Genomic DNA, 20,613 nt, shown 5'->3' on the forward strand with positions numbered 1-20,613 from the left:
ACAAATTTAATCATATCAAAAATGAACCCCTTACAAAAGGATGATTTCGAAAAAGGATTTGTTTGGCAGGGGGGATCAATAGAAAAAAACCCTGCTATTTGCAGAGTTTATATTTCCTTTATCATGGTTTTATGTGGAATTCCGGCATCGAGAAATTCCTCTGAAACAACCTCATAACCTAATTTACTATAAAAAGGTATAGCGTGTATTTGTGCATTAAGCTTTAAACGCTTAAGGCCTTCTTTTCTTGCAAAGGATTCTATTTTTTTCATAATGGCATTACCAGCACCAGTACCGCGGAAGTCTTTTAATACACATATCCGTTCAACCTTGCCATATCCATCAACCGTTCTGAATCGGCCGGCACCTGCTGGCTCTTCGTTGACATATAATACAAAATGCGTAGCCTCTGATTCAAGGTCATCAATTTCTTCTTCTGGCGGAACTTGCTGCTCTTCGACAAAGACCTTTTTGCGAATATCGAAAGCGTCATTTAGCTGCTGTTCATTGCTGATAATCTGTACATCCATTGATTTTACATTCATTGTTGTTATTCCTTTCCGAGACGAAATGTTTCATATACGGTCCAAGATCCATTTTCAAGCTGATATAAAAGATGAAAACGATCCACTTTATCCTGCATATTTACTTTTAGCATTTGTAATGAACCAAATACATCAGAATGTTCATCGTTTGTCAGCTGTTGGCCGACTGTAATATGGGGTACGTAAACATATTCTGATACATGACCTGGGATTTTTGTATCAATTTCATTGTGCAAGTATTCTAAGTTGTCCTTTGGATCAATTTTTAGATAAATGACATTATTAACCGGTTTAAACGAACTGAATTTTGTGATTGTAATATCAAAGGGTTCAGTTTTTTGAGCAACCTCATGAAGTTTTTGCACGATGTCATTGATTTGATGGTTTTCAGCATCAAAGCCTGGTTTTAATGTGATATGTGGAGGTATATGTGTATAATGTGGGTCGTATCGTTTGCGATATGAATTAACAAAATCTTGTAAAGGCTTTGCAGGGAAAATCACAATACCATATTTCATCTATTTACCTCCGTTTAGGAAATTTGTCTTAAACTTAAGCTTTGTTTATTAACATTGTTTATTTTTGACCCATCCGTGAGAAATGGACATTTCTCACGGATGGGTCAAAAATCTGAATTATCAATATTATTGGTTAACATAGCCTAAATTTATGATAAGTAATGCGAGATTATTGGTTTTCATTATATCAAAATTTGTCTTAATGCTGAACTAATCAAGCTTAGAAGATATGTTTAAGAGCTCTCTTTAAATCTGGCTGCCAATACTTCCAAGTGTGGTTTCCATTATATTCCTCATAAAAATAAGAGAAATTTCTTTCCTTTAGCAGTATCGATAGCTCGCGGTTAGGTGTTAAGAAGTCTTTTATGAATCCATCGGTTGTTTTTACTTTTGTTTCTTCAGTACCTATCACATGATAAATGGTTAATCCAGTTGCCTCTGCCTGTTTAACAGCGTCCATAACATCTTCGTTTACAAACGGTGATTGCATAAGCACGTTTCCAAATGTATTCGGATATTCAAGTGCAGTCATGAAGGATACCGTAGCACCTAGTGAATCTCCAATCAAGGCTCTTGTTGATCCAACTTGTAATGTTGGATACTCTCGATCTAAAAAGGGAATTAACTCATGAGCCAGAAATCGTATATAAGCCTTCTGTTGGGCTCCGTTAGGATGATATTTGTTCCTGCGATCCGTTGTATTTTGATAGGGAATACCAATAATAATGACATTGTCAATTTCCTCATTCCATAATAATTCATCTGTTATTCGTCCGATTCGGCCAAGCTGAAAGTAATCACGGCCATCCTGAGCAATAACTAAATAATATTTTTTTAGCGGAGTATAGGAAGCCGGCAAATAAACAAGGAGCTCGATTTCTTCATCAAGTTCTTTGCTGTACAACGTCACGTCCTGAATGGATCCTCTAGGAACATTCATGAAAAAACCTCCCATTAATAAAATCACCAATGATTTTAACACAATGAAGCAGAAAAGGGTGGCGAAGGAGCCCAAAAGTCAAAGAAATTTTATTGGTTCTAGGAAATATTTAGTATGAATGAACAAAGTCAACAAAAAATATGATAAGATTATAGTTGGAAAATTAAGATTTTATTAATTTTTCCGAAAACTATTGCAAAGGGGGAAATCTTTTGAAGAAAAAAACCTCATATTTTATGACGGTACTAGTTGTAGCTCTTTCGTTGATTTTGGCAGCCTGCAGCGGTTCAAGTGAAGAAACAAGTGGGAATTCTGATAAAGGTGGTGCTGATTCTGAAAAGCCGAAATTTATCAGTATCCTGACAGGTGGAACAGGCGGTACATATTATCCGCTTGGCGGGGCTTTTGCAAATATTATTTCTGAAGAGACAGGAATTGAAACAAATGCGGAAACATCAGGTGCATCAGCTGAAAATATGACTACATTAAAAGATGGGAATGCAGAGATTGCTTTTTCACAAACAGACATTGCTGCGTATGCTGCGGAAGGAAAATTAATGTTTGATGGGGCAAAAATTGAAAATGTACAAGCGATTGGAACTCTTTACCCTGAAACCATTCAAATAGTTACAACTGAAAAATCAGGAATTCAATCAGTTGAAGATTTAAAAGGGAAAAAGGTGTCTGTTGGTGCACCAGGATCCGGTACAAATCCAAATGCTGAGCAAATTCTTGAAATGTACGGCATGACTTTTGAGGATATTGAAAAGAAAGATCTTTCCTTTGATGAATCCACTGCTGGAATTCAAGACGGTACAATCGATGCTGCCTTTGTTACAGCCGGTACCCCTACAGGAGCCGTTGAAGGTTTGTCGGCTACAGAAGATATTGTAATTGTGCCGATTGATCAGGACAAAATTGATGCGCTTATTAAAAAATATCCATATTACATTCAAGACGAAGTAGCAAAGGGAACCTATGGCCTTGAAGAAGCCGTTCCGACTGTTGCTGTACAAGCAATGCTGGTTGTAAGAGATGATCTTGCAGAAGATGTTGTCTATGATATAACCAAAGCAATTTTTGAAAACCTTGATCAGGTTACCCATGCTAAAGCAAAATTAATTAAAGCTGAAAATGCTCTAAATGGGGTTGGAATTGATGTACACCCTGGAGCGAAGAAATACTTTGATGAAAAAGGTATCAAAGCAGCAGAGTAGCTATCAGTTTTATAGCATAATTGCAATTACCTTTTCCTAACAGGGAGATTTCTTCTTAGAATAATAATAAATGGCCGGCTTGCAATCATTTGGTTATAGGCCGGCCATTTGTCTTTTACTTGGGGAGAGGAGAAAACATGATGAAGGGTAAATCTGTTCATGTGCTCTTTTTATTACCTTTATTTCTGTTCATTATCTTCCTTCTTTTACTCACTCCTGTAACGACAGCACTTGTATTTCAATATCAAAACAGCGGGAAAACACTTGCCTATATCCCCATTTCGGAAGGACAAACCTTTAAGATGAAATACACACATTCGATTCATTTATCAGATGTTGTGGAAAGTTATAAAGTTATGAGTGATGGACAAATCAAACAATATGAATTGATGTATGAAGATTTTGCTATAGGCATGCCGGAAAATGCATCTAAAGGAGAAACCTTTGAGCAGAAAGATGGAAAATATTATTTGAGGAATATGGATAGAAGGTTTCTGTCCTTTGATCTGCGAGTTGGAAAGGTGCGGGCTAACCATACACTGATTTTTGCAGAACAGGAATATCTACTTTCACATTTTATAGAGCCCGGAACTTGGATACGAATTAAGATTGATCGAATGAATCTATGGGAGAGATGGAAAGGAGTGAATATGCTTGAGTAATCAATATGAAACACTTTCGGAGGAACAGCAACAGGAGCTGTTGGAAAAATATGATCCTGAGGCTGGGACACGGAAACTAAAGGGAATCATGGGATGGATTGTATTCTTTGGTCTGCTAGCCTTTTCTCTTTTTCAAGTGTATACATCGGTGTTTGGTGTATTAACGGCACAGCTGCAGAGAACTATTCATTTGGGGTTTGCATTGGCATTAATTTTTTTACTTTTTCCTGCAAGAAAAAGAGAGGCAGGAAGACGAAATAAGGTTGCTTGGTACGATATCATTTTTGCCCTTCTTTCTGTTGCGGTTGGTGCTTACTGGCCATTAATGATTGATGAACTGGTGAATCGTGTGGGACGCTTAACACAGCTGGATTTTATTGTCGGTTTACTTGCCATTCTATTGGTTTTAGAAGCAACAAGACGGACGGTTGGATTGCCGATTACGATTATTGCCACCTTATTTCTTGGTTATGCGATATATGGTCCCTACATGCCTGGTCCCTTAGCGCATCGCGGCTTAGAGCTTGACCGGCTTGTTCAGACGATGTTTTATACAACAGAAGGGATTTTGGGAACACCATTAGCGGTCTCATCCACGTTCATTTTCTTATTTTTACTTTTTGGTTCATTCCTAATTAAAACAGGTGTTGGGGAGTATTTTAATGATTTATCGATAGCCATTGCAGGGCGGAGTATCGGAGGTCCAGCAAAGGTAGCTGTATTTTCAAGTGCCTTACAAGGAACAATCAGCGGAAGCTCTGTTGCAAATGTTGTGACGAGCGGGGCATTTACCATACCAATGATGAAAAATCTCGGTTATCGCAAGGAGTTTGCCGGTGCAGTAGAAGCGGCCTCTTCAACCGGTGGTCAGCTAATGCCTCCTGTTATGGGTGCAGCTGCTTTTTTAATGGCTGAATTTATTGGCATTCCTTATGCGGAAATTGCGCTAGCGGCTGTTATTCCTGCAGTCTTGTATTTTACCGGCGTCTGGATTGTAACTCATTTTGAAGCAAAGCGAACAGGATTACGCGGCTTAACAAAAGAAGAGATGCCCAACAGAAAAGAGGTATTGAAGAAATCCTACTTACTCATTCCAATTATCGCGATCATTGTTCTCCTTATGACCGGAATGTCTGTTATGCTGGCTGCTCTTTATTCCATCGTGATTTCCATTGTGGTGAGTGCTTTGAATAAAGAAACGAGAATTGGTTTTAGAGGAATTATTGATGCATTAGTAGATGGAGCTAGAACGGCGTTGGGTGTTGCAGCCGCAACAGCCGCCGCCGGAATTATTGTCGGGGTAGTTACGAAGACAGGACTTGGTTTAAAATTAGCAAACGGATTACTGGATATTGCGGGTGGGGCGTTGCTGCCTACGTTGATTTTGACGATGATTGCTTCTCTCATTTTGGGAATGGGTGCACCGACAACTGCTAACTATGTTATTACTTCAACCATTGCTGCTCCAGCTATTATTATGCTTGGTGTACCGGATTTATCGGCTCATCTCTTTGTATTTTATTTTGGAATCATTGCTGATATCACACCGCCTGTTGCATTAGCAGCTTTTGCAGCTGCGGCGATTTCCGGAGGAGAACCGATTAAAACCGGATTTGAGTCGTCAAAGCTCGCGATTGCGGCTTTTATTATCCCTTATATGTTTGTCTTTTCTCCAGAACTCCTCATGATTGATACAACTTGGTATCAGGTTCTTTGGATTATTGTTTCAGCCTTTACCGGAATGATTGCTATTGGGGCTGGGGTTGTGGGGTATTGGTATAGAAAAATTTTCTGGTATGAGCGCATACCTGCGATAGCTGCCGGATTACTGCTTATTCACCCAGGAGGAATGACAGACTTCTTAGGTTTTGCCATCTTTGCTGCGCTAATAGTAGTACAGTTTATTTTTAAAGGTCATGATACACCTAAGGCTCAGGTATCAGGATGATAAATTTATAGAAGGGGGTTGTCCTGTAGGTGTCAAGCATCCACAATTTTGTCTTGTGGTGCCTGATACCTTTTTTTGCATCTTATACAAACGTGCGTTCTTTTATGCGAGAAATAAGCAGTTAATCACACAAAAAAATCTCTATCATAAAATAATAACAACCGTTTATGATAACTTGCTTGCATCGTTCCTTGGATTATAACTATACCTTTATTGGTGGTGAGATTATTGTCAATTTTTATTATAAAAGCAAAGAAAATTATTACTGTCTCAAAAAAAGGAACAATCGACCATGGAGCAATGGTTGTTCAAAATGGAAAAATTATTAACATCTCAACCTGGGAAAAAATAAATCAGAAATATCATCAAGTACAGGTGATAGATTGCGGTGAAAACATTATTTGCCCTTCCCTTGTTGATTGCCATACACATCTACTTGAATTTGCCCCTCCATCACAATTTCCAATTACAAAAGAAACCCATCTGCTTGCAGGTAAAGCAGTATTATTGGATGCCCTTTACTCAGGAATAACAGCGTTGGGCGAGCAAGTATGCGGCAATCCAATATGTGATTTACGTGTACCCGACCTTAAGCAGGCTGTTCAGGACGTACCGATGGATATAAGCTTTGCAGCGGACTGTTTATCAATAGGATTTCAGAGAATCATTCATTTTTCAGCCGTAACGGGATCTACTCCTATTCCTCGTGAGAATCTTGTTAACAAAGAAATCATTGAAGCTTTGGCAACCGAAAATGAATATGCTGGTGAGAACATCTTTATTACTGCTACTCCAGCTAATTTTCAAAAAAGTGAAGTGCCAAATGCGGGCAAACTGATTTATTCTAAGCAGGAGTTAACAACTATCGTTTCAATATTTCATGACTATGGAAAACAAATCGGAGCACATGCAGCGGGAGAGCAGGGAATACAAATGGCTCTTGAATCTGGTTTTGATGTGCTTCATCATGCTCAAGGGATAACAGATAGTCAAATAGAGAAAGCGGCTAGACAAAATACTAAGGTGGTAGTTACGCCTTTAGGAGGACCCTATCTTGAGTCTAATTCCCTTGAAGAAATCTTGAAATTGGTGAATGCTCATCTTACGGTTTCTATATCTACAGATGCATTTCTACCGCCATATGAAAAAAAAGCTGTCGCATTGTCAAACGATAGGAAAACCTTAATGGGTCCTGAAGCGTTAATGGCCATTGCTAATCCTTATATGAAAGGCATGCTGGCAAATGGATATGATGAAAATGAAGCATTAGCATTAATCACAAGGAATCCGGCCAAGGTTTTGGGGAAGGAAAAACACTTTGGCAGTTTAGAAGCAGGAAAAGATGCAAATTTTCTTGTAGCTGAAGGGATTCCTGGAATTGATATCATCAATCCAAGCAAAATTAAAGCGGTTTACTTTCGAGGGGAAAAGGTAGTCTCACGATTATAAGTTTCACCTAGCTGCTGCATGGTAAAATGCTGAGCCTGTTTATTCATTACCTTATGGCAGTAATTAAGAGAGCATCCTATATGGATGTTTTTTTGTTGAGGAAACATACTATCGGGAGGAGGTGAAATGAATGGGGAACGAAGAGCTTTTTGATAGGGAAGCAAATGAGGCAAACATTAAATTAAATCAGGAGTTAGATCAAAACGGTTACAGATCTAATAACAATAGGATAAGTGCAGAAAATTCAACCACGGAAGCAAACTTGAAAATGCAAGAAGACTTTTATAATGATAATAATGCAGATGGAGTTATCCCGATGTATTTGAATAATAATAATACACCAGCAATAATAATTACAGGAAATAAATAACTGCAGAAAAAAACCGGTCTGGCTGACCGGTTTTTTTCTTAGACAATACCATCTGTTTTGTCACTTTTATCTTTATTACGTTTATTACCTTTACTGTTATCTCCGCTAAAAGGCACTTCGCCATGAAGCTTTGGTGAATTCTGATTTTTACTGCCTTTATTATATTTTTTCGTCATAGGGTACCTCCGTTAATCGTTCTTGTGAATGTAATTTCTATTACTGGCCGTCTGCACCATTAGATGTTACTCTGCGGGTATGGCCGTCTTCAAAGTTATTTTCCCTTAGTTCCTTTACTTTGTCATTTAATAATTTTTTCTGATCCACTTCAGGAGATGGAGTTTGCTTTTTCTTTGACATGTGAAACCCTCCTTAAAATTGCTGTTAAGCACCATTAGTATGCTTCATTTTCTACTTTTCATAAGGATGAGTTAAAACTGAATGAAAAAATGTTATTTTTGAAAGCGATGTTTTTCGATGATTTCTAATTGAGTAATTTTTCCTTCATGAATGACAATATTGAGTGAACCAAACTTTATTTTCTCCAATATATCTATTATGTTTTTAATTTTTTCTTGATCAACCACTGCCATTTTCTATTCCCCCTGATTCTTTAGTGTGATTTATTAAAAATTTATGCTTTAAAACTATCCTGCCATTTAAGCAATTGATTTTCCAAAAAGCGGACAATGGAGTCAGAAATTTTACCAGCAAGTGCAAATATGATAATACCTACAAAGACAATGTCTGTCTGCATAAATGAACGGGCATCTTGAATCATAAATCCGACACCTTGATCAGCTCCTAATAACTCAGCAACTACTAAGCACATCCAAGCTGTGCTTAACGCCAGGCGAATTCCAAGTAAAATATTGGGTAAAGCAGCGGGTATCATAAGTTTTGTTATTTTTTCTAAGCGACTATATTCTAATATCTGAGCAACATCGTAAAGTTTTTGATCAACATTGCGAATGCCTAAAAAGGTTTGTAAATATAGAGGGAAAAAAGTGCCTAATGCAATTAGCAATACTTTTGATAATTCTCCAAACCCAAACCACATGATGAATAGCGGTGTCATGACTAGTAAAGGGATGGTACGCAGCATTTGGATGGTAGGGTTTAAATATTGTTCTGATCTTTTATTCATTCCAACAATGATCCCAATTAAAAGACCGAAGAAACCACCAAGAGAAAAGCCGAGAAGCGCACGGGTTAAACTTATTTGTAAATGTGCTCCTAATTCTCCTGATTGTATGAGTTCAAGAAAGCTAGTAAGAATTAATAATGGTGATGAAAATAATTGAGCTGGCAGAATTCCAGAAGAGCCCAATATTTGCCATAATAGTAAAATGGCTAAGGGAAGGACTAATCCTCGAAATAGAGTTTTACTTTTTTTAGATTTTGGTTTCTTTCTCTTAATGGAGATAGATTTGTTTTGAGTAATTGTTTGCGTTGACATATTCGTCATCCTTTCATAAATAAATTAAATACTCCAGTCTTCTGCATCTTCAGCCTTATGATCAAGATGATTTAAAATAACCGTTCTAAATTCCTGAAACGATTTACTTGTTCTTCTTCTTGGATAAGGCAAATCAATAGTTACATTTGCTTTAATTCGCCCTGGTTTCGCATCCATTACGATAACGCGGGAAGATAAAAAGATGGCTTCATCAATATCATGGGTAACTAGAACCATAGTGGTCTTATTTTTCCCCCATATGTCTATTAAAGCTTCTTGAAGGTGGCTGCGGGTAAACGCATCTAAGGCGCCAAATGGTTCATCCAGCAGTAAGATTTCAGGGTTTCGAAGCAACGCTCTGGCTATCGCAACGCGTTGTGACATACCACCTGATAATTGTCTTGGATAAGCTTTCTCAAATCCCTTCAAATTCACCAGTGAGATTAAATCATCGACTTTTTTTCTCGTGTCTGAGTCTTTTAATGAGAGATTGCCAGCAATATTTTTTTCAACTGTAAGCCATGGGAATAATCGGTGCTCTTGAAAAATAAAGCCGCGTTCTTTGGAAGGACCATTCACTTCCTGGCTGCCCACGACTATATTTCCTTCATAATCTAGATCCAGTCCGGCAATTAGCTTTAATAATGTACTTTTTCCGCAGCCGCTCGGTCCAATAACGGATAAAAAATCACCATTCTTTACGGATAGATTAATGTTGTCTAATACATGAACCTTCTCATTTTCATTGTTAAATGTTTTACTTACATCATTGATTTGTAATGTCGCAATCATCATTTTTCATCATCCTTTCTGAAAATAAAAAGAGATTCAGCTAAAAGACACAAATAATCTTTAGCTGAATCTCTAGTGGACTAGTCGATTCGTCTTGAATTTTTAATTTTCTATAAATTAACACGAAATGGTTCGATAAGCAATACCTAATTCCAATTATTTTTATAGGATTAATTATTAAAAAGGGATTGACAGAATATTTCCGCTTCTGTTAAGATTCATTCATATCACAAATCCCTTACAAATATTGTTAAATGAATAGTATGAAAGAGAATCAACTGGTCGACCGGAGATTCAATAAAGAGATGAGCCTCTCATCCTCTTTGTTGGATCTCTTTTCTTTTTACTTATAAATCTGACTATATAGGTTTGTTAAGTAGGAAATGTGATATAAGGAGTACTAAAAATTAATTATTATTTAGGAGGAATTAACATGACAACTCAAACAAATCAATTAAAAGTAGTTCCTGTAGCGGGAAGAATTGGAGCAGAAGTTCAAGGTGTTCAACTAGGAAAGGATTTAGATATTACAGTATTACAGGAATTAAAGCAGCTATTAAATCAATACAAAGTTCTATTCTTTAGAGGTCAACACAATTTAGACGATAGCAGTCAGGAGGAGTTTGCTGGGTTATTTGGAGAACCTTATGCTCATCCAACTGTGCCAGTAAAAGATAAATCTCAATTTATTTTTGAGTTGGATTCTGAACAAGGGGCAAAAGCAAACCATTGGCATACAGATGTTACCTTTGTTCCGGAAGTTCCAAAATACTCTATTTTAAGAGGTGTAACAATTCCGAATGTAGGTGGGGATACGGTGTGGGCAAATACAAATACTGCATATGAAGGACTTCCTGAAGAATTGAAAAGATTAGCAGATGAATTATGGGCCATTCATACAAATGAATTCGATTATGCCCAATTAGTGGCTAAGGCAATAGATGAACAGGATGAAGTCAGACAAAAATATCGTTCTGTATTTGAATCAACCGTTTATAAAACAAAACATCCAGTTGTTCATGTCCATGCTGAAACAGGTAAAAAGCATTTATTGCTGGGAGGCTTTGTTGGAAAATTAGAGGGTTATTCTACAAGTGAATCTGAAAAATTATTTAGCATCCTTCAATCATACGTTACTCGTCTTGAAAATACGGTCCGTTGGAGCTGGACTGAAGGAGATGTTGTTATTTGGGATAATCTGGCTACACAGCATTATGCTGTTGCAGATTACGATGAGCACCGTGTTGTACGCAGAGTAACGGTTGGAAAGGAAATCCCTGTAAACAAAGATAATCAACGAAGCACATTAATAACTAAGCAATAATGAACTTGTAATCTGAGATTCAATAAAGCGCAGGAGTACTATCTCTTTATTGAATCTCTACTTTTTACTAAACATAAATCACTAGTTTAATTGATTAACAGGAATGAGTGATAGGGGAGGGAACCATGAAGAAATCTCAAAAAAGTCTATTAGGAACAGTCTTTATATTTATAGTTGCGATTATTTTAACGGGATGCAGCACAGGCACAAGTTCAACAACGCAAAAAAGTAAAAAAGATGAACAGATTATCGTCAAGATTGCATTAAATGGCAAAATGAGTCCATTAACAATTGGGAGAGAAAAAGGGTGGTTTGAGGAAGAATTAGCTCCTTTAAATGCAAAGGTTGAGTGGAGTGAATTTACTAGCGGGCCTCCGCTTCTTGAATCACTTGCAGCTAACCATGTTGACCTATCTTATCTTGGTGATGGGGCACTTATTGCCGGATTAGATAAAAATCTGCCTTTCGAAGTAATTGCTCAAACTAGTACCGGAAAATCAAACGTGCGAATTATTACACCTAAGGACAGCAAAATCAATAGTATTGAAGATTTAAAAGGGAAAAAAGTGGGAGTGGCATCGGGAACAACAGGGCATGTATATTTGGCTAAGGCATTGAAATATCATGGTTTAACTCTAGATGATGTAAAAATTATTAATTTACAGCCTGATGATGCTCAATCAGCTTTCGAAACAAAACAATTGGATGCTTGGACAGTATGGGAGCCTTATATAACTAATACGGTTGAAAAAGGAATGGCGAAAGAAATTAAAGTAGAGGGAGAGATACTAGCACCTGGAGCTATTATTGCCCGTGCTGGTTTTGCAAAGGAGTATCCAGAAATTGTTGAAGCTTATTTGAGAGCTTATAAAAAGGCTGCTGACTGGAGAATTGAGCACCCGGATGAAGCAGCAGAAATTTACGCAAAAGTAACTAAAATTCCAGTTGAAACAATAAAAAAAATCATCACAGCTGATGAACCGGATATTTTCTTTAGTAAGGAATCGATAAAAGCACAGCAAGAGTCGATCGAGACTTTAGTTGAAGTTGGTTATATCAAAAATGAATTTAGCTTCGAGGAACGTATTAACTATCAATATATTGATGAGGCTTTTAAAAAATAATAAAGATTCTAATGTAAATAAAATTGCAGGTCAAGACAATAGTATAAAAACACATGCTGGAGAAAAAAGTATAAATATCTCCAGTATGTGTTTTTGTTATTTTTACCGTATTTAAAGTTTTGGCACAGAGGTATAGGACAAAGTTACGTCTACTAATCATTGTTTGGAAACGCTTTATAATTTAACATCATAGTTGTAAAGCAATGTTAGAAGGGAGTGGATAATATGTCCCAAGATAATAAAGGTATTAAAGTTAAAGTTCAGAAGTTTGGAAATTTTTTAAGTTCCATGGTTATGCCCAATATTGGTGCTTTCATTGCATGGGGTCTTATCACAGCGTTATTTATTCCAACAGGTTGGATACCTAATGAAAATTTAGCAGCACTTGTTGATCCAATGGTTAAATATTTACTTCCATTATTAATTGGTTATACAGGAGGTAAATTAGTTTATGATACCCGTGGGGGTGTAGTCGGTGCGATTGCCACAATGGGGGTAATCGTCGGTGCAGGTATGCCGATGTTCTTAGGGGCTATGCTCATGGGCCCAATCGGCGGTTGGGTAATTAAAAAGTTTGATTCATTAATCGAAGGGAAAGTAAAAACCGGTTTTGAGATGTTGATTAACAATTTCTCTTCTGGTATTCTCGGCGGTATTCTTGCCATTATTTCTTATTTAGCGATCGGACCAGGGGTTACTGCGTTAACAACTGCATTAGTAGCAGGCGTAGAATGGATGTTAGATGTTGGAGTGCTTCCGTTAACAAGTATCCTGATTGAACCGGCAAAGGTACTATTTTTAAATAATGCGATTAACCATGGTGTATTATCACCAATTGGAATCGAACAGGTAAAACAAACAGGACAATCAATTCTTTTCTTACTAGAAGCAAACCCAGGACCAGGAATTGGAATTCTGTTAGCTTATTGTTTCTTTGGAAAAGGTACAGCAAAGCAAACGGCACCAGGTGCTGCTATTATTCACTTCTTTGGCGGGATACATGAGATTTATTTCCCGTATGTATTAATGCATCCAATGTTATTCTTTGCAGCCATTCTAGGTGGAGTAAGCGGCGTATTCACATTATCCATGCTAGGCGGAGGATTATTAGCTCCTGCTTCTCCGGGAAGCTTTCTTGCCATCCTGGCAGTAACACCGCAGGGTGCAGGTTCTTACCTTGCTAATATCGCAGGCGTACTAGTTGCAGCAGTTGTGTCATTCCTTGTATCCGTTTTAGTGTTAAAGACAAGTAAGTCTAAAGAAGGCAATTTAGAAGAAGCAGCTGAGAAAATGCAAGCAATGAAAGGAAAGAAAAGCAGTGTAGCAAATGCATTTACTGCGAATGAAACAACAGATGCGGAATTAAACCCAAAAAATTTAAAGCATGTTATTTTTGCCTGTGATGCTGGCATGGGATCAAGTGCAATGGGTGCATCACTTTTACGCAAAAAAGTAAAAGAGGCTGGGTTGGACATTAAAGTAACGAATACAGCGATAAGCAATCTTCCAAATGATGCACAGGTTGTTATCACACAAGAAGAATTGACACCGCGTGCCAAACAAAAAGTACCAGCTGCTTATCACATTTCAGTTGATAACTTTTTATCAAGTCCAAAATATGATCAATTAGTAAGCCAATTAAAGGATGGAAACAACAGTAAGGCTGAACAGCGTTCTGAAGAACCAATTGAAAAGAATTCAACTACGGACAGCGGTGTATTACCAAAGGAAAATATCTTTTTAAATAAACAATTCTCATCAAAAGAAGAAGCGATTCGTTTCGCAGGACAAGTGCTAGTTGATGGCGGCTATGTTCACTCTTCCTATATTGATGCAATGATTGCAAGGGATCAATTAACTTCAACTTTTATGGGAAATGATGTTGCCATCCCTCATGGTACAGAAGAGGCGAAAGCTGATGTCATTAAATCAGGTGTCACAATTATTCAGGTACCAGATGGTGTTGACTTTGATGGAAACAAGGTTCGCTTGATTTTCGGAATTGCAGGCAAAGCGGGCGGTCATTTAGAAATCCTTTCAGCTATTGCTGTTACTTGCTCTGAAATGGAAAATGTAGAAAAAATGGCAACAGCTAAAACTGTGGATGAAGTATTAGCAATAATAGGAACATCCTTTGAAAAATAAATAATAGGGATAGAAAGATGTAAAAAAAGCATCTTTCTATCCCTATTTATAGATACTTTTTACATACGACCGAAAAGAGCTGATGTCTATGCTGATAACTGCAAGAGAGAAGGCTATTTTGGAATTATTAATCAAAAAAAGTGGGAAGCATACAGCTTTATCCTTTGCGGATTTTCTTCATGTAAGTGTGAGAACCATTCACCGTGACTTGAAGAATATAGAGACTATTCTAGAATCATTCGAATTACAGCTTGAAAAATCAAATGATAATGGATTATCAATTAAAGGGTCTAATCAGAATATTTACCGCCTGATTCAGGAGCTTACTAAAGTTAAGCCTCAAGATCTTTCATTAGAGGAGAGAAGACTCCTGTCCTTTATCAAAATAGTAGAGTCAAATGATCCTGTGAAATTAGCTCCATTAGCAAAAGATCTTTCCATTTCAATTACTACATTGGGAACAGATTTAGACGAATTAGCCCAGTGGCTTCAGGACTTTGGAATAGAACTTGATAGAAAAAGAGGAGTTGGAGTTGAATTAAAAGGAGCAGAAGGGAAAATTCGAAAGGCTTTAGTCAATTTTTACCTAATTTATTTCAATAATGAACTAATAGAAAGCTTGATACTCCTTGCCAATAATCAAATAGAAAAGGAGCGAATTCTTTATTATTTTAAAACCTCCTATTTAAAAATAATTGATGAGGTAGTGTACGAAAGAATAAAAAATCTTCAAACGAAGCTGGCTGACAGCGATTATATTACATTTTTAATTCATATCTGTATTTCTTTACAAAGGATTGAAAAGGGTTTTTCTCTTTCAGAGAATGAAATCGATTTAGAGTATTTAAGACCCGCTGAAGAGTTTCAATTAATTAAAGATATCAGCTTGGATATCTATCAAAATTTTTCCGTTCGGCTGAGCGATATTGAAATTGCTTTTCTTGTAATGGTTTTAAAAGGTTCTAAAGTACATGAAGCGGACTATACGAATTATGATAGTGTCCTAATTGGCAGGTCCCTAAAGAAAGTTATTCAACAAGTATCTGAACAAATGAATAGTGATTTAACATCAGACTTTTCTTTATTCCAAGGCTTAATGGCTCACATGGAGCCCTCCATTTTCCGGCTCAGAAAAGGGTTAAGCTCATTTAATCCACTTACTGAAGAAATTAAAAAGAATTATCCTTTGTTGTTTTTGGCTGTCAGTAAAAGTGTAGCAAAGGAATTCAATAATATTGAATTTACTGATGATGAGATGGCTTACATTGTTTTACATTTCGGATCTGCTTTAGAGTTACGAAAAGAAGAAATTCAGGTTCGTGCCTTAATAGTTTGTCCGACTGGTATTGGTACTTCAAAAATGCTTGCAAGCCGGATTAAGAAAGAAGTTCCGGAGATTACAGAAACGGAAATTGCTTCAATAAAAGACATTAAGATGAAAAATCTAGGTCAATATGGGGTTATTATTTCAACTGTTATATTACCTATGCAGGAGAATCTGGAATATGTCTTTGTCAATCCTTTATTGTATGAAAGAGATATAGAAGCCATTTATGATTATTTTAGTAATCATATTCAAAAATTCACAAAGCAAACAAGTAACTCTCACCAGGACACAACAAATAAATCTAATAAGAAGAAAGAAAAGTCGTTAGACCAATTCATGCAGGAGGTAGATGAGGTCCAAAGTAGCATTCGAACTCTATTACGGAATTTATCTGTTTATCGATCTAATAATAATCATAACTATAAGGTTTTTATCAAGGAAATGGTTGAGCGATGTTCGGAGCAAGAGTTAATTTCAAACACTGACGGTGTGTTTGAACAGCTGATGGCAAGAGAGACAAAAGGGGGGTTGGGGATTCCTGATACAAATTTGGCGCTTTTTCACTGCCGCCATGAAGGAGTCATGGAAACAACCTTCCATATTGCTCATTTAGAGTCTCCCTATCGTTTGATGGGTATGGATGGTCATCAGATGGATGTCCATAATATCCTTCTTTTGCTTGCACCTGAAAAGTTAACACAGATTCAATTGGAAATAATAAGCATGGTTAGTTCTATAATTGTCGAAGATAAAAAAGCAATCTTGATTTTTTCATCGGCTAATGAAACAATCATTCGGTCGAAGCTGGAAGATACGTTTTATAATTTTTTGCAAAATAAATTTGTAAAGGAATGACTTTATTTATGAAAAAGGTTGTACATTTCGGTGCTGGGAATATTGGTAGAGGTTTTATTGGTGCATTATTTTCACAATCAGGATACCATGTTACATTCGTAGATATTGCAGATGAAATTATTTCCAGACTGAACGAAGAAAAAGCATATAAAGTAAAAACAGCAGAAGATCAACCAAAAGTTACAGAAATCCAAAATGTCTTAGGTCTAAATAATATGAAGCAGGAAGAAGCAGTCATTAAAGCGATTGAAGAGGCAACATATATTACTACTGCCATTGGTCCAAATATTCTTCCGCATATTGCTCCGTTAATTGCTAAAGGTTTAAAGGGAAGACTTGACTCTTCAAATGAAAAAGTCTATGTCATTGCCTGCGAAAATCAAATTTCAGCTACAGATATATTAAAGGGTCATATTCTAAAAGCAATGGACGACGATGCAACGAATAAAATAGAAGGTACTGTCCACTTCTTTAATTCAGCAGTTGACCGAATTGTACCGATTCAGGACAATAAAAATTCTTTAGATGTCTTAGTTGAGCCCTATTTTGAGTGGGTTGTAGAAACAATAGAGGATATTCCAACTGTAGAAGGAATGACGAAGGTAGCCGATTTGGCACCATTTATAGAACGTAAGCTTTTTACAGTGAATACGGGTCATGCAGTAACCGCCTATTTTGGTTATTTAGATGGTAAAGAAACGATCGACCAAACATTAAATGATCCATCCATTTATGAGAAAGTAAAAGCTACGATTGAAGAAACTGGTGCCTATTTAATAAAACGCTACGAATTGGATGAAGCAGAGCACCAAAAATATATTAAGAAGATTTTAGGGCGTTTTCAAAATCAACACCTTCATGATGATGTAACTCGTGTCGGCCGTTCTCCTATTCGTAAGCTTGGAGCTGAAGATCGGTTAGTTAAGCCGTTAGTGGAGGCGAAAAAATTAGGATTGTCTTATCAAAATCTTGCCAGTGCAATCGCTGCCTGCTTATTGTTTGATGTCGGAGAGGATCCAGAGGCAGCCCAATTGCAAAAAATGATTCAAGAACATGGTATTACATATGTATTGAATGAACTCAGTCTTTTAAATGAGACAGACGAAGCTGTTCAAACCATTGTAGAAAAATATGAAAGCTTAAAGGCTGAATATCGGAAATAGCGGAACAGGAAGGTTTAAAAAGAAGGTGAAAGTGTACATATCCTTTTAAAAAACGATAAAAGTCCTTCATCAATTGATGAAGGACTTTTATCTTATGCATCAAACGATTGGGAATTTATCTGTGCCATGCTGGTCTTTTTCTCGGCTGAAAAAATCGCGATAGTAATCAATAGGCCTGTTGCCAAAATACAGCCAAATACAATAAATGGCAGTGTGAGCATTCCTGTTTTTAATATCCAAGTCGCTAATAGCGGGCCAATACTCGCTCCAATAAATAAGATGAAGGTATAGATAGAAGTGGCAATTCCTTTTTCATTTCCTCCAAACTGCCCCACTAAAGAAAGCATAGAAGGAACAACAACGGCAATGCCGCAGACAAAGAGAATACTCATTATGATCATCAGCCATAATTGTTGGATGAGACCCATTACTAATAATCCTATAATGGAAGAAATGAGCCCGCTAATTAATACTTTTTTCATCCCAAACCTTTGTACGAATTTTCCAGTAAAAGGGGATAGAATCATGCCGGCAATCCCTGCCGCGCGAACATAGAAAATCTCTTGATCATTAAAGCCATAACTAGTATTTAAGTAATTCCCTAATGCCGTATACATACCGACAAATGAAAGCAAAATCATTATCGCAATCATGTTACATAGAATAAGCTTCTTTTGTGTAAATGGTATTTTGAATTTTTTAATGACAGCTAAAAAGTTATTATTGCCTTCAATGATTTCATCATTCGGTAAAATAATAATCAATAGAATTGTTGTAATGAAATAGATGACGCTTAAAATTAGAAATACAGCATTCCAATTAAAGACCGACTCAAGAAACGAGCTGACTAGCTGCCCGACAATTCCTGCGATTAAAAAGCCCGAGCTGATTATACCAATGGTGGTAACTCGCTTTGCTTGAGGATACATCATTCCTACGTAGGTAAGGGCAACCGGTGAAAAAGTTGCAGCGGCAACTCCTTGGATAGCTCTTAAAACAAGCAGACTGCTGTAGTTATTTGATAACCCGACTAGAAACGTAACGAATGAAAAACAAACTAACCCAACAATCATTACATTTTTACGACCATATCGATCTGAGAGGACTCCAACAAATAAGCAGCCTGCAGCAAAAAAAATCGAAAATATACTTCCTGCCCAAGCAGCCTGATTAGCAGTTAGGTTAAAAGTTGAAGCGAAAACAGGCAATAAAGGGATTGTTGCATATAACGAACATAAGACAACTAAACCAGTCCAAAAGAGTATAAAAGTAATTCGATTCATATTTTGCAATTCAAGACTCTTTGTTTGTTCCATCACTATACTCCTTTCATCGCATGGTAATATCACCATTATGGATGAATTCATACTATTTGTAAAATTCAAACTCATATAGTTTATGTTGAACATTAGTTTTTTACATCTTTGTACAAAATGTTGTGGGAAATTTTTTATATTATTTTAGTTATACTATATTAAAATATTTATTTTTCTATTACCCTCAAAAAACACCTCAATATTTTCGAATGTTTTAGAGAAAGACAAAAATAATATTTGAGGTGGACATAATGAAGCACTCAACAAAGAAAATTGCTAAAAGTGGAATGGCTATGATGCTGACAGGAACATTCTTATTCTCAACACCTGCTGTATTGGCAGAAGAGACAGATAGTCAACCTATTGATCTTCAGGTTGTGATGGAGGAGAACGAAGATAATGTACCTTCAGAAGAAGTTGATACTACCGAACCAGTCGTTAATTCAAAAGATGAGCAGGAAAATACTACTGGGCAAATTCCATCGCTTGTACCAGGTGATTTCTTCTATTTTCTAAAAATTGTTTTGGAAAAGATCCAACTTGCTTTAACTTTTGATGATACAGAGGAAGCAAAATTATTAGCTGAATTTGCTTCGGAGCGTTTGGCTGAGGCTGAGGCGCTTTTTGCCCAGGGTGATGAAGACAAAGCAATTGAAACCATTGAAAAAGCGCTTGAGAATATTCAAAGTACAGAGAAAATGATAGAAGAAGCACCTGAGGAAGACGCAACTAAGGAAGAAATTGAAAAACAGACTGAAGCAGAAGATGCAGAAGCTGTCGTTGACGATGAAAATTCTGCAGATAAGACTTCTGAACCAGATGAAACAATAATAGAAACAGAGAATTTAATGGCACAAAATATTGTTGCTCTAACAGCAGCGATGGGAAAGGTGAAAAACCCTATTGCAAAAGCATCTCTGCAAAAAAATATTGATAAAAGTTACGCTAAGTTAGCCAAGAAGCTAGAGAAAATGGAAGAGAAAAAGAATAAAAAGAAAAAAGCTGGTGAATCGAATGTAACGCTTGATGAAGAAACTGTATTTGTAGACGAAGAAATGACCGTTGAACATAACCAAACGGCAGGTACCCTTACACCAACAGAGATGAGAAAAGAACTAGAAACAGTAGCACCAGTTGTAGAAGAAAATATAACAGGCACAGTGGAGGCGCCTATTAACACTGCAGAACTTAAACAAACTGCCTCTACCCCTGTTCCTGCTCCTCAACCTCCTAGTCAGCCGGCAGCAGAGGTTAAAGTGGAAGTAAAAGAGCAAAGGAAAGCAGAAAAAGTAGAACTAAAACAAGAAAAGCAAGAAGCTAAGGCAGAAGCTAAAGCAGAAAAACAAGCTGTTAAAGAAGAAAAGAAGGCTGCAAAAGAAAATGGTAAGGGAAATGGTCAAAAAGACGCCAACCAGCAATAAAAAAACTCACTGATGTAAGTCTATTTTATATGCTATAATGG

The 20,613-nt window shown here is 36.8% G+C and carries 20 protein-coding genes; 11 read left to right on the forward strand and 9 right to left on the reverse strand.

Annotated features, from left to right (window positions below; all coding sequences use genetic code 11):
- Nucleotides 1-107: 107 nt before the first annotated feature.
- The 3 genes from F4V44_RS06205 to F4V44_RS06215 form a co-directional block, all read right to left on the reverse strand.
- On the reverse strand, nt 108-530 hold the full coding sequence (locus tag F4V44_RS06205; RefSeq protein WP_150439169.1) for a GNAT family N-acetyltransferase: 423 nt from the start codon (nt 528-530) through the stop codon (nt 108-110).
- Between the two features lie 20 nt (nt 531-550).
- A complete protein-coding gene (locus F4V44_RS06210; RefSeq protein ID WP_150439127.1) occupies nt 551-1,063 on the reverse strand; it encodes a YjcG family protein in 513 nt (170 codons plus the stop codon).
- A gap of 220 nt (nt 1,064-1,283) precedes the next feature.
- On the reverse strand, nt 1,284-2,003 hold the full coding sequence (locus tag F4V44_RS06215) for an alpha/beta hydrolase (RefSeq protein ID WP_150439128.1): 720 nt from the start codon (nt 2,001-2,003) through the stop codon (nt 1,284-1,286).
- A gap of 236 nt (nt 2,004-2,239) precedes the next feature.
- Between F4V44_RS06215 and F4V44_RS06220 the strand changes: the two genes are divergently transcribed.
- The 5 genes from F4V44_RS06220 (at nt 2,240) to F4V44_RS06240 (ending at nt 7,649) form a co-directional block, all read left to right on the forward strand.
- On the forward strand, nt 2,240-3,220 hold the full coding sequence (locus F4V44_RS06220; RefSeq protein ID WP_396897482.1) for a TAXI family TRAP transporter solute-binding subunit: 981 nt from the start codon (nt 2,240-2,242) through the stop codon (nt 3,218-3,220).
- A 137-nt stretch (nt 3,221-3,357) separates the two neighbouring features.
- Nucleotides 3,358-3,882 carry a DUF1850 domain-containing protein gene (locus tag F4V44_RS06225; RefSeq protein ID WP_150439130.1) on the forward strand — a complete coding sequence of 175 codons (525 nt, stop codon included), beginning with the start codon at nt 3,358-3,360 and terminating at the stop codon, nt 3,880-3,882.
- Nucleotides 3,875-5,830, forward strand: coding sequence for a TRAP transporter permease (locus F4V44_RS06230; RefSeq protein WP_150439131.1), 1,956 nt, complete (start codon nt 3,875-3,877; stop codon nt 5,828-5,830). The genes F4V44_RS06225 and F4V44_RS06230 overlap by 8 nt, the downstream gene beginning before the upstream one ends.
- Nucleotides 5,831-6,058: 228 nt before the next feature.
- On the forward strand, nt 6,059-7,279 hold the full coding sequence (locus tag F4V44_RS06235; protein WP_150439132.1) for an amidohydrolase family protein: 1,221 nt from the start codon (nt 6,059-6,061) through the stop codon (nt 7,277-7,279).
- Nucleotides 7,280-7,409: 130 nt separating this feature from the next.
- Nucleotides 7,410-7,649 carry a hypothetical protein gene (locus F4V44_RS06240; RefSeq protein WP_150439133.1) on the forward strand — a complete coding sequence of 80 codons (240 nt, stop codon included), beginning with the start codon at nt 7,410-7,412 and terminating at the stop codon, nt 7,647-7,649.
- 38 nt (nt 7,650-7,687) lie between these two features.
- Here F4V44_RS06240 and F4V44_RS27255 read toward each other — a convergent pair whose 3' ends face one another.
- The 5 genes from F4V44_RS27255 to F4V44_RS06255 all read right to left on the reverse strand — a co-directional run bounded on the left by F4V44_RS27255 (nt 7,688) and on the right by F4V44_RS06255 (nt 9,900).
- A complete protein-coding gene (locus tag F4V44_RS27255) occupies nt 7,688-7,825 on the reverse strand; it encodes a hypothetical protein (RefSeq protein WP_191090587.1) in 138 nt (45 codons plus the stop codon).
- Between the two features lie 40 nt (nt 7,826-7,865).
- Nucleotides 7,866-8,006, reverse strand: coding sequence for a hypothetical protein (locus F4V44_RS27260; protein ID WP_191090588.1), 141 nt, complete (start codon nt 8,004-8,006; stop codon nt 7,866-7,868).
- 92 nt (nt 8,007-8,098) lie between these two features.
- On the reverse strand, nt 8,099-8,239 hold the full coding sequence (locus tag F4V44_RS06245) for a DUF2292 domain-containing protein (RefSeq protein ID WP_150439134.1): 141 nt from the start codon (nt 8,237-8,239) through the stop codon (nt 8,099-8,101).
- Between the two features lie 41 nt (nt 8,240-8,280).
- Nucleotides 8,281-9,105 (reverse strand): ABC transporter permease, encoded by an 825-nt coding sequence (locus tag F4V44_RS06250; RefSeq protein ID WP_396897479.1) that lies wholly within the window; start codon nt 9,103-9,105, stop codon nt 8,281-8,283.
- 24 nt (nt 9,106-9,129) lie between these two features.
- The gene (locus F4V44_RS06255) at nt 9,130-9,900 is read right to left on the reverse strand and encodes an ABC transporter ATP-binding protein (protein WP_396897480.1); all 771 of its coding nucleotides are present in this window, start codon (nt 9,898-9,900) and stop codon (nt 9,130-9,132) included.
- A 430-nt stretch (nt 9,901-10,330) separates the two neighbouring features.
- Here F4V44_RS06255 and F4V44_RS06260 point away from each other — a divergent pair, with 430 nt between their 5' ends.
- The 5 genes from F4V44_RS06260 to F4V44_RS06280 all read left to right on the forward strand — a co-directional run bounded on the left by F4V44_RS06260 (nt 10,331) and on the right by F4V44_RS06280 (nt 17,835).
- Entirely contained in the window at nt 10,331-11,221 is an 891-nt protein-coding gene (locus F4V44_RS06260; protein ID WP_150439136.1) for a TauD/TfdA dioxygenase family protein, read from the forward strand.
- Nucleotides 11,222-11,346: 125 nt separating this feature from the next.
- Nucleotides 11,347-12,345, forward strand: a complete 999-nt coding sequence (locus F4V44_RS06265; RefSeq protein WP_150439137.1) for an ABC transporter substrate-binding protein — start codon at nt 11,347-11,349, stop codon at nt 12,343-12,345.
- Between the two features lie 225 nt (nt 12,346-12,570).
- The gene (locus tag F4V44_RS06270; protein WP_150439138.1) at nt 12,571-14,490 is read left to right on the forward strand and encodes a PTS mannitol transporter subunit IICBA; all 1,920 of its coding nucleotides are present in this window, start codon (nt 12,571-12,573) and stop codon (nt 14,488-14,490) included.
- A gap of 88 nt (nt 14,491-14,578) precedes the next feature.
- Nucleotides 14,579-16,672: a BglG family transcription antiterminator gene (locus tag F4V44_RS06275; protein WP_191090589.1), complete on the forward strand. Its 2,094-nt coding sequence runs from the start codon at nt 14,579-14,581 to the stop codon at nt 16,670-16,672.
- Nucleotides 16,673-16,680: 8 nt separating this feature from the next.
- Nucleotides 16,681-17,835, forward strand: a complete 1,155-nt coding sequence (locus F4V44_RS06280; protein ID WP_150439140.1) for a mannitol-1-phosphate 5-dehydrogenase — start codon at nt 16,681-16,683, stop codon at nt 17,833-17,835.
- Between the two features lie 92 nt (nt 17,836-17,927).
- On the opposite strand, the gene F4V44_RS06285 is transcribed toward F4V44_RS06280, so the two are convergent.
- Nucleotides 17,928-19,151, reverse strand: a complete 1,224-nt coding sequence (locus tag F4V44_RS06285) for an MFS transporter (protein WP_191090590.1) — start codon at nt 19,149-19,151, stop codon at nt 17,928-17,930.
- Between the two features lie 251 nt (nt 19,152-19,402).
- On the opposite strand from F4V44_RS06285, the gene F4V44_RS06290 reads away from it, so the two are divergent.
- Complete coding sequence (locus F4V44_RS06290) at nt 19,403-20,572, forward strand: DUF5667 domain-containing protein (protein WP_150439142.1); 1,170 nt, start codon at nt 19,403-19,405, stop codon at nt 20,570-20,572.
- Nucleotides 20,573-20,613 lie beyond the last annotated feature (41 nt).

The sequence above is a fragment of the Niallia endozanthoxylica genome, from assembly GCF_008710145.1.
Taxonomy (GTDB): domain Bacteria; phylum Bacillota; class Bacilli; order Bacillales; family Cytobacillaceae; genus Bacillus_BD; species Bacillus_BD endozanthoxylica.